At 76.9% G+C, this 8609-nt stretch carries 13 protein-coding genes and 1 riboswitch; of the genes, 6 read left to right on the top strand and 7 right to left on the bottom strand.

The genetic code is table 11. From position 1 onward, the window contains the following. A partial coding sequence (locus ACI798_RS14540) for an ATP-binding protein (RefSeq protein ID WP_457048234.1) occupies positions 1–1181 on the bottom strand: 1181 nt, incomplete at its 3' end. 61 nt (positions 1182–1242) lie between these two features. After that, positions 1243–1326: riboswitch (cobalamin riboswitch) on the bottom strand. 104 nt (positions 1327–1430) lie between these two features. Between ACI798_RS14540 and ACI798_RS14535 the strand changes: the two genes are divergently transcribed. Genes ACI798_RS14535 through ACI798_RS14520 form a run of 4 tightly spaced genes read left to right on the top strand, consistent with a single transcriptional unit; the run spans position 1431 to position 3550 of the window. Further along, the gene (locus ACI798_RS14535) at positions 1431–1877 is read left to right on the top strand and encodes a hypothetical protein (RefSeq protein WP_457048233.1); all 447 of its coding nucleotides are present in this window, start codon (positions 1431–1433) and stop codon (positions 1875–1877) included. Next, positions 1874–2167 (top strand): transcriptional regulator, encoded by a 294-nt coding sequence (locus tag ACI798_RS14530; protein ID WP_456942157.1) that lies wholly within the window; start codon positions 1874–1876, stop codon positions 2165–2167. Before ACI798_RS14535 ends, ACI798_RS14530 begins: the two co-directional genes overlap by 4 nt. After that, positions 2164–3231 (top strand): AbrB family transcriptional regulator, encoded by a 1068-nt coding sequence (locus ACI798_RS14525; protein ID WP_457048232.1) that lies wholly within the window; start codon positions 2164–2166, stop codon positions 3229–3231. Before ACI798_RS14530 ends, ACI798_RS14525 begins: the two co-directional genes overlap by 4 nt. 31 nt (positions 3232–3262) lie before the next feature. Further along, complete coding sequence (locus ACI798_RS14520; RefSeq protein ID WP_456942155.1) at positions 3263–3550, top strand: hypothetical protein; 288 nt, start codon at positions 3263–3265, stop codon at positions 3548–3550. Positions 3551–3557: 7 nt separating this feature from the next. On the opposite strand, the gene ACI798_RS14515 is transcribed toward ACI798_RS14520, so the two are convergent. Continuing rightward, positions 3558–4064 (bottom strand): type II toxin-antitoxin system PemK/MazF family toxin, encoded by a 507-nt coding sequence (locus ACI798_RS14515; RefSeq protein WP_456942154.1) that lies wholly within the window; start codon positions 4062–4064, stop codon positions 3558–3560. A 158-nt stretch (positions 4065–4222) separates the two neighbouring features. Between ACI798_RS14515 and ACI798_RS14510 the strand changes: the two genes are divergently transcribed. Then, complete coding sequence (locus ACI798_RS14510) at positions 4223–4417, top strand: hypothetical protein (protein ID WP_456942153.1); 195 nt, start codon at positions 4223–4225, stop codon at positions 4415–4417. Positions 4418–4421: 4 nt separating this feature from the next. Here ACI798_RS14510 and ACI798_RS14505 read toward each other — a convergent pair whose 3' ends face one another. After that, positions 4422–4847: a VOC family protein gene (locus ACI798_RS14505; RefSeq protein WP_456942152.1), complete on the bottom strand. Its 426-nt coding sequence runs from the start codon at positions 4845–4847 to the stop codon at positions 4422–4424. A 34-nt stretch (positions 4848–4881) separates the two neighbouring features. Beyond that, positions 4882–5478 carry an MSMEG_1061 family FMN-dependent PPOX-type flavoprotein gene (locus tag ACI798_RS14500; protein WP_456942151.1) on the bottom strand — a complete coding sequence of 199 codons (597 nt, stop codon included), beginning with the start codon at positions 5476–5478 and terminating at the stop codon, positions 4882–4884. 32 nt (positions 5479–5510) lie between these two features. On the opposite strand from ACI798_RS14500, the gene ACI798_RS14495 reads away from it, so the two are divergent. Next, on the top strand, positions 5511–5909 hold the full coding sequence (locus ACI798_RS14495; protein ID WP_457048231.1) for an acyl-CoA thioesterase: 399 nt from the start codon (positions 5511–5513) through the stop codon (positions 5907–5909). 25 nt (positions 5910–5934) lie between these two features. Here ACI798_RS14495 and ACI798_RS14490 read toward each other — a convergent pair whose 3' ends face one another. The 3 genes from ACI798_RS14490 to ACI798_RS14480 all read right to left on the bottom strand — a co-directional run bounded on the left by ACI798_RS14490 (position 5935) and on the right by ACI798_RS14480 (position 8578). Continuing rightward, positions 5935–6225, bottom strand: a complete 291-nt coding sequence (locus tag ACI798_RS14490) for a VOC family protein (protein WP_457048230.1) — start codon at positions 6223–6225, stop codon at positions 5935–5937. Positions 6226–6410: 185 nt separating this feature from the next. Continuing rightward, positions 6411–7916, bottom strand: a complete 1506-nt coding sequence (locus ACI798_RS14485) for a cobyric acid synthase (protein WP_457048229.1) — start codon at positions 7914–7916, stop codon at positions 6411–6413. After that, the gene (locus ACI798_RS14480; protein WP_456942148.1) at positions 7913–8578 is read right to left on the bottom strand and encodes a lysophospholipid acyltransferase family protein; all 666 of its coding nucleotides are present in this window, start codon (positions 8576–8578) and stop codon (positions 7913–7915) included. Before ACI798_RS14480 ends, ACI798_RS14485 begins: the two co-directional genes overlap by 4 nt. Positions 8579–8609: the final 31 nt, after the last annotated feature.

Below are 8609 nucleotides of genomic sequence, written 5' to 3'. Positions count from 1 at the left end.
CCCCCCCCCCCCCCCCCCCCCCCCCCCCCCCCCCCCCCGCCCCCCCCCCCCCCCCCCCCCCCCCCCCCCGGGGAGTCCGGGCCGCCGCCGTCGTCGTCGCCCTTGCCGGACGGGGGAGGCGGGGGAGCGCCGCCGTCGCCGGGGCCGTCCGGGGGAGGGGGCGGGTCGTCGTCGGGGCGGCTGTCCTCGAGCGCCTGCTCGAGGGTGTCGTCGTCGAGGCCGGGAGCGTCGAACGGGTTGCGGCGCCGGCGGTGGGGGAGGGCCAGCCGGGCGGCGACGCGGACGTCGTCCTCGGTGACGGCGTCGCGGCCGGACCAGGCGGCGTGCGCGATTGCGGTGCGCGCGGTGACCAGGTCGGCGCGCAGCCCGTCGACGTCGAAGGCGGCGCACACCGCGGTCACCTGGCGCAGCGCGTCGTCGGAGAGGACGACGTGCGGCAGGCGGGCGCGGGCGCCGGCGATCCGCGCGGCCAGCTCGGCCTCCTCCACCTCCCACGCGGCCGCGAACCCGGCCGGGTCGGCGTCGTACGCGAACCGGCGGCGGACCACCTCGGCGCGCTCGGCCGGGTCCCGCGGGGCGGCGACCTCCACGGTGAGCCCGAACCGGTCGAGCAGCTGCGGGCGGAGCTCGCCCTCCTCGGGGTTCATGGTCCCGACCAGCAGGAACCGCGCCGCGTGCCGCACCGAGACACCCTCGCGCTCGACGTAGGCGGTGCCCAGGGCGGCGGCGTCGAGCAACAGGTCGACGAGGTGGTCGTGCAGCAGGTTGACCTCGTCGACGTAGAGCACGCCCCGGTGCGCGGCGGCCAGCAGGCCGGGCTCGAAGGCCTTCACGCCCTCGGTGAGCGCCCGCTCGAGGTCCAGCGACCCGACGACGCGGTCCTCCGACGCGCCCACCGGCAGCTCCACAAGCCGGGCCGGGCGGGTGGCGCCGGGCACGCCGAGGTCGTGCGGCCCGTCGGGGCAGGCCGGGTCGGGGGCGGCGGGGTCGCAGGCGAAGCGGCAGCCGGGCACGACGGCGACCGGCGGGAGGACGGCGGCCAGCGCGCGCACCGTCGTCGACTTGGCCGTGCCCTTCTCGCCGCGCACGAGCACGCCGCCGATGGCGGGGGAGACGGCGTTGAGCAGCAGGGCCAGCCGCATGTTGTCCATGCCGACGACGGCACCGAAGGGATACGTCATGCGGGTGCACGGGTCCTCTCCCCGGGTGTCCACGCCCGGAGGTGGCAGGAGGCGACGGCGGGAGTTCCTGACTCCCCGGCACCTCGCGGTCGAGGTCTCCGGGTCACAGTGGCGGGACCGCGCCGGAGTCGCACCGGGCTTCCTCCACTGCCGTCGCTGTGGCCCGGTCATGGAACCACGCGATCCGGCGGACCGGGAGGCCGGGCGGTGACTTGACGGATCGGAAAGAGACCGTCCACACTTTCCGACGTGGAAAACGACGCGATCGACCGCGACACCGCCGCCGCACAGCTCGCCGCGCTGCAGGCCGACCGGGAGGCGCTGGCCGACCGGGTCCTGCAGCCGTGGTGGTACGACGTCGCGCTCGGCCTGCTGCTGTTCGCCTTCCTGGCCAGCTACGCCCTCGACTCGCTGTGGGTGACCTTCCCGGCGCTCGTCCTGTTCGCCGCCGGCCTGGGCGCGCTGGTGGCGGCCTACCGGCGGACCACCGGGGTGTGGGTGAGCACGCCGCCGCGGGTGGCGGCGGCCTGGGGCGCGTTCGTCCTGGTGGTCCTCGTGCCGGCGTTCGTCCTGGCGGAGGGGTACGGCCGGCACTGGGTGATGGTGGTGGCCGGCGCGGTGCTCGGCGTCGCGGCCGGCGTGCTCAGCCGGGTGTGGGGCCGCCGGTGGGTGGCCGCGCTCCGGAGCGGGCTGTGACCGCGGTCGCGCCGCACTTCGACGCCGTCATCCACCCGCCGCCGCGGCTGCAGATCTGCGGGCTGCTGGCCGCCGTCGACACGATGGAGTTCGCCACCGTGCGCGACCGGGTCGGCGTGAGCGACTCGGTGCTGTCCAAGCACGTCAAGCAGCTGGAGGAGGCCGGGTACGTGGGGGTCAGCAAGGCGACCGTCGCGTCCCGCCAGCGCACCAGCCTGTCGCTGACCCGGGACGGGCGCCGGGCCTTCGAGGCGCACGTCGCCGAGCTGCGCCGCATCGCCGGTCTGTGAGGGCGCCCCGCCCCGACCCGCGCGGACTCGCCGACGCCGCCCTCGTCCTCGCCGGAGCCGCGGTCGCCGGGTGGCTGCTCGGCCGCGTCGGCGTCCCCTCGGCCGCGCTGTTCGGCGGGCTGCTCGCCGGCCTGGTGCGCGGCCTGGCCGGGCGCGTGCCGCTCGACGTGCCGCGGCCCGCGGCGGCCGCGGCGCAGGCCGTCGTCGGCGTCTCGATCGGCGCGCTGGTCGACCCCGACACCCTGGCCGCGATCGGCGAGGAGTGGGCGCCGGTCCTCCTGGTCACCGTCGCCACGCTGCTGCTCACCGTCGGCGCCGGGCTGCTGCTGCGCCGCCAGCCCGGGATCAGCCCGGTGACCGGGGCGTTCGCGATGATCGCCGGCGGCGCGTCGGGCATCACCGCCATGGCCCGCGACCTCGGCGCCGACGACCGCATGGTCGCCGTCCTGCAGTACCTGCGGGTGCTGCTCATCGTCGTCGCGATGCCGGTCGTGGCGACGACGGTCTACGGCGCGGACCCCGGCGCCGGGGGCGCGGTCGCGGTGGAGGCCGGGCCCGGCTGGCCCGCCGGCCTGCTGTTCACCGCCGCCTGCGGCGTGGCGGGCGCGGTGCTGGCCCGGCTGGTGCACCTGCCGGTGCCGGCGCTGCTCGGGCCGCTGCTGGTGGCCGCCGCGGCCGACCTCGGCGGGCTCTCCGGCGGCGCCACCGTGCCCGGCCCGGTCGAGGCGGCGGCGTTCGTGCTCATCGGCCTGCAGGTGGGGCTGCGGTTCACCGTCGCGAGCCTGCGCACCGTGGGCCGGGCGCTGCTGCCGGCGCTGGCGGTGATCGTCGGCCTCGTCGTCGCGTGCGCCGGGCTGGGTGTCGTCCTCTCGGCGGCCACCGGCGTCAGCGAGCTCGACGCCTACCTCGCGACGACGCCCGGCGGCCTCTACGCCGTCCTCGCCACGGCCACCGGCACCGGCGCGGACGCGACCTTCGTGCTCGCCGTCCAGGTGCTGCGGCTGTTCGTGATGCTGCTCGCGGCGCCGCTCATCGCCCGCAGGCTGCGCCGCCGGCCGTCCTGACCGGTGGCACCGGGCGCCTACCCTCGACCGGGTGAGCCGTGCGCCGGAGGAGGAGACCGAGCTGTCCGACGTGGAGACTGCGGTCGTGGACGCCACCGCCGACGAGCAGGACGCCGTCCTGCTGTTCGTGGGCGGCCCGCTCGACGGGCGGGTGGAGATCCGCGCCGCCCGGCACGGCGCACCGCTGCCCACGGTCACCCACGTGCACCTGCACGGCGGGCCGAAGGTGGTCTCGCGCTACGACCTGCAGCCGCTGCCCGGCCAGGCCGGCGTCTACCACCTGCGGCAGCCACGGCCCCAGCCGCGCCACAGCGACTGAGCCGCGCTCACCAGCCCTGCGTGCGCCGGGCGGCGTCGACCACCCGGTCGAACAGCGCCCGGTCCAGCGCCGCGCCCTCCCGCCGCACCCGCGCGGGGTCCAGGGTCAGCAGCCGGTCCAGCCGCACCTCGCTCGGCCGGCCCCGGCCGTCCCAGGCGCCGGTGCCGACGTCCATCCAGCTGCGCCCGTACCGGGCCTCGTCGGCGGCGTCGCGGTCGTGGTCCTTGCTCGTCAGCATGAGGCCGAGCAGGTCCTCGCCGCGGCGGCCGACGACCAGCACCGGGCGGTCCTTGCCCCGGCCGTCGCCCTCGTCGAAGGGCACCCAGGCCCAGACGACCTCGCCCGGGTCGGGCCGGCCGTCGGCCCGCGGCCGGTAGCCGACGTCGATCCCCGCCGGCCGGGCGGCGGGCGGCGGCGCCGGGGCCGGGCGGCGCGCGGCGCGGCGGGCGGACGGCGTGGCGACGGTGCGCACGAGCGAGCGGACGGCGGCCACGAGGCGGCGCGGGCGGTCCATGGACAGGAACCGTACGGAGGCGCCAGCGGACACGCCGTCCCGTCTGCCTCGTTCGTCACACCGGTACCAATCCGCCCCGGTTCCGGTTACAGCGGGTCGATCGCGGGCACCATTGCGTCACGGGACGCCAGCACCGCGTCCCGGGAGAGGGGGCTCCCATGACCTCGGCCCAGCCTGTGATCCCCGCAGTCCCGCTGTCGCGGGAACCGCGCGCCAGCGTGCTCGCCGCGTTCCAGCTCGTCGAGGACGCCCGGTACCTCGGCACCGAGCGCCGGCCCCGGCGCAACCGGGTCCGCCGCGTGGCCCGGCGCGCCGTCGCCAGCCGGCGCCTGGCGCGGGACCTGCCCGTCTAGGCCCTCAGGCGACGCAGAACTCGTTGCCCTCCGGGTCGGCCATGGTCACCCAGGAGAACGGGCCCTGCGACGCCCGCCAGAGCTCGGTGGCGCCCATCCCGAGCAGTCGCGCCACCTCGGCCTCGCGCCGCTCGTCACCCACCCGCAGGTCCAGGTGCACGCGGTTCTTGGCCGACTTCGCCTCCGGCACGGCCTGGAACAGCACCCGCGGCCGGCCGGGGTCCGGCGAGGTGACGGCCGCGCCGGCGGCCCACACCAGGGCGCCGCGGTGCGTCGTCGTCTGGTCCTCGCGCGCGTGCCCGGCCTCGACCGTGCGCCGGATGAACGCCTCGTCCTGCGGCTCCACCTGCCAGCCCAGCGCCTCGGCCCACCAGTCGGCGAGCACGTGCGGCTCGGCGGCGTCGATCGTCACCTGGAAGTCGGTCGCCATGGCCGCAGCCTGGCAGGACGCGGTGACAGGACGGTCAGAGCTCCTGCGCCAGCCCCGCGCGGATGGTGGCGTCGTCGGGCAGCGGGGTCTCCAGCCCGCAGTGGTCGCGGATCATCGTGCCGAACGGCGGCAGGGCGCCGCGGTCGACCCGGCGGGCCGGGTCCCACAGGCCCGAGCGCATGACCGCCTTGGCGCAGTGCAGGTAGGCCCGCTGCACGGTCACCACCATCACCGAGCGCGGCTCCCGGCCGAACTCGGTGAGCTCGAGGTCGAGCGCGTCGGCGGGCAGCAGCTCGGCGGTGCCGAACACCTTGAGCGTCTCCTCGACGCCGGGGACGAAGAACAGCAGCGCCACCCGCGGGTTGACCGCCACCTTGCGCAGGCTGTCGAGCCGGTTGTTGCCCGGCCGGTCGGGCAGCACCAGCCGGTGCTCGTCGAGCACCTTGACGAAGCCCGGGTCGCCGCCGCGCGGGGAGACCTCCGGCCAGCCGTCGGCGTCGGCGGTCGAGAGGGTGAGGAACGGCGACAGACCGATCAGGGCCTGGCAGTGCACGTCGAGGTGGTCGATCTCCTTGTCCCGCACCAGCTGCGAGGGCGGGCGGTAGGAGGCGAGGACCGGGTCGGGCTGCACCCGTCGACGGTAGCCCCCGCTAGCGTCGCGCCGTGCCGGTCACGTGGAGCTCCCCGGTCCGTTTCGTCGAGTGCGACCAGCAGGGCGTCGTCTTCAACGCGCACTACCTCGTCTGGGCCGACGAGGCGTCGACCGCGTGGTGGGCGTCGGTCGGGCTGCCGTGGGAGGAGATCGCCCCGCGGGTGGACCCGGTGGTCAAGGCCAGCGCGCTGGAGTGGTCGTCGTCGGCCCGCTGGGGCGACACGGTCGAGGTCGACGCGCAGGCCGAGCGGCTCGGGCGCACCAGCGTGACGGTGCGGTTCACCGTCCGCGTGGGGGAGCGGGTGTGCTGCGTCGTCCGCAACACCTACGTCGGCACCGCCGGCGGGGCGTCGACGCCGTGGCCCGACGACGTCCGCGAGCGCCTCGAGGCGGCGCTCGCCGGGGGCTGAGCCCACCGCCGGCCCGGGGCGTCGGTCAGCCGAGCTCCTCGACCAGCCCGACGACGACGCCGGCGGGCCCGCGGACGTAGCAGTACCGGTAGGCGTCCCCGAACCGCGCCACCTCGCCGACGAGCTCGGCGCCGTGGGGGCGCAGGCGGTCGAGCACGTCGTCGACGGCGTCGACGGCGGAGGTCAGGCGGGGGATGCCCGGGGTGTTGACCGGCTCCCTCGGCGCGGTGCCGGTCGCCACCGGCGTGTGGAACGCCGACAGCTCGAGCCGGCCGTGCCCGTCGGGGGTCCGCAGGACGACCATGTCCGCCCGCACGCCGTCGAGCCCGACGAGCCGGTCACCGACTCACCCTCGACCGTCGCGTCGCCCTCGCGCTCCGGGCCCAACTCGGCGAAGGACGCGACGGCGGCCGCGAGGTCCTCGACCACGAAGCCCACGTGGTCCATCCGGCGGATCGTGATGCGCCGGAACGCAGGGGACCGGGGGTCGTCCTGCCGGGGTCAGCGCGGGGTGAGCGCGTCCCCCGGCGGGAGCAGCGGCAGGCCGGCCGGTGGGCCCTCCTCCAGCAGCCGCCACAGCGCCCCGGTGTCGGCGTGCTCGGCCACCAGGTCGCCGAGGGCGTCGAGGCGCCGCTCTCGCACCGCGGCGAACGAGGTCTCCGGGGCCGGGACGAACCGACGGCCCGCCGCCCGCGCCACCTCGGTGAGGAACGCGCGGCGGAACCCGTCGTTCTCCAGCGCCCCGTGCCAGGTGGTGCCCCACACCGACCCGGCCCGGCCGCCGTCGAGGAACGGCTCGGCGTCGCCGGAGTAGGTCACGACGCCGTGGTGGATCTCGTAGCCGCGCACCGGGTGGCCCAGGGCCTCCCCGGACGGGCGGCCGAGCGTCTTCTCGCGCGCGAACCGGACGTCGGCCGGCAGCAGCCCCAGCCCGGGGACGGTGCCCGCCCGCGACTCGACGTCGTCGGTGATGGTGCGGGCGAGCATCTGGTGCCCGCCGCAGATGCCGAGCACCGGCCGGCCCTCGGCGGCGCGGCGGGCCACCGCGTCGGCCAGCCCGGTCGCGCGCAGCCAGCCGAGGTCGGACACCGTCGCGCGGCTGCCGGGCAGCACCAGCAGGTCGGCGTCGGCGGCCTCCTCGGGGCGGGTGACGAACCGGACGAGCACGCCGGGCTCGGTGGCCAGCGCGTCGACGTCGGTGGAGTTGGACAGCCGGGGCAGCCGGGCCACGGCCACCCGCAGCACCTCCTCGCCGTGCGGCGGGCCGGCGGTGAGGACGCCGGTGGGGATGCCGAGGGAGTCCTCGACGTCGAGCGCCGCGCCGGGCAGCCAGGGCAGGACGCCGAGCGTCGGCCGGCCGGTGAGCGCGGTGAGCTGCTCGAGGCCGGGCCGCAGCAGCCGGACGTCGCCGCGGAACTTGTTGACCAGGAACCCGGCCACCAGCCGCTGGTCGGCCGGCGGCATGAGCGCGACGGTGCCGTAGAGGGAGGGGAAGACCCCGCCGCGGTCGATGTCGCCGACGACGACCACCGGCAACCCCGCGGCGGTGGCCAGGCCCATGTTGGCGATGTCGTCGGCGCGCAGGTTGATCTCGGTGGGGGAGCCGGCGCCCTCGCAGACGACGACGTCGAAGCGGTCGCGCAGGTCGGCCAGGCAGGCCAGCGCCTGCTCCAGCAGCGCCGCCTTCATCAGCCGGTAGGACAGCGCCGTGACGTCGGCGACCGGCCGGCCGAGCACCACCACCTGGCTGGCGTCCTCGCCGCCGGGCTTGAGCAGCACCGGGTTCATCGCCGCCTCGGGCTCGACCCGCGCCGCCGCGGCCTGCATGACCTGCGCCCGCCCGATCTCGGCGCCGTCGGCGGTGACCACCGAGTTGTTGCTCATGTTCTGCGCCTTGAACGGCGCGACCCGCACGTCCTGGCGGGCCAGCCAGCGGCAGATGCCCGCCGTGACGACGGACTTGCCGGCGTCCGACGTCGTCCCGGCGACCAGCAGCGCCCCGCTCACGCGGCCGGGCGCGGGCTGCCCCAGCCCGCCTTCTCCTGCCCGGACATCCCGGCGATCGTCTCCATGATCCGATCGGTGACCTCGCGGCGGGCCCGGCCGTTGCGCGCCTGGCCGGCGTACTCGGGGAAGGTCATCGGCTCGCCGAACTCGATCGAGAAGCGGTGCGGCCGCGGCCAGCGGGCGCCGACCGGCTGGACCCGGTCGGTGCCGACGACGGCGACGGGCACCACCGGGCAGTCGGCGGTGAGGGCGAGCCACGCGACGCCGGTCTTGCCGCGCGCGAGCCGGCCGTCGCGGGAGCGGGTGCCCTCGGGGTAGATGCCGAAGCCCTCGCCGGCACGCAGCACGCCGAGGGCGGTGTCGAGCGCCTCCTGCGCCGCGCGGGAGGCCTTGCGCTCCACGGGCATCGCGCCCAGCGCCGTGAACAGGGTGCGGGTGAACCAGCCACCCGGACCGCGGCCGGTGAAGTACTCGTCCTTGGCCAGGTAGCGGACCCGGCGCGGTGCGGACAGCGGGATGACCATGCTGTCGATGAACGACAGGTGGTTGCTGGCGATGATGAACGCGCCGGTGGCCGGCACGTGCTGCCGCCCGGTGACCCGCGGCCGGAACACGACCCGGAACAGCGGCCGCAGCAGGAACCGCGCGAGCAGGTAGAACACGCCGTCCGCCCCCTCCCAGGACCGGGGCCGG

This window comes from Geodermatophilus sp. SYSU D01045 (assembly GCF_054050295.1).
The sequence above is the reverse complement of the archived record's forward strand: the minus strand, read 5'-3'. Positions and strand labels throughout refer to the sequence as shown.

What these genes read in the sequence shown, in the direction of transcription:
- ACI798_RS14515 (WP_456942154.1), bottom strand. Translation starts at nt 4,064, where the DNA reads ATGGACCGCCCGCGCCGCCTCGTGGCCGCCGTCCGCTCGCTCGTGCGC.
- ACI798_RS14505 (WP_456942152.1), bottom strand. Translation starts at nt 4,847, where the DNA reads ATGGCGACCGACTTCCAGGTGACGATCGACGCCGCCGAGCCGCACGTG.
- ACI798_RS14510 (WP_456942153.1), top strand. Translation starts at nt 4,223, where the DNA reads ATGACCTCGGCCCAGCCTGTGATCCCCGCAGTCCCGCTGTCGCGGGAA.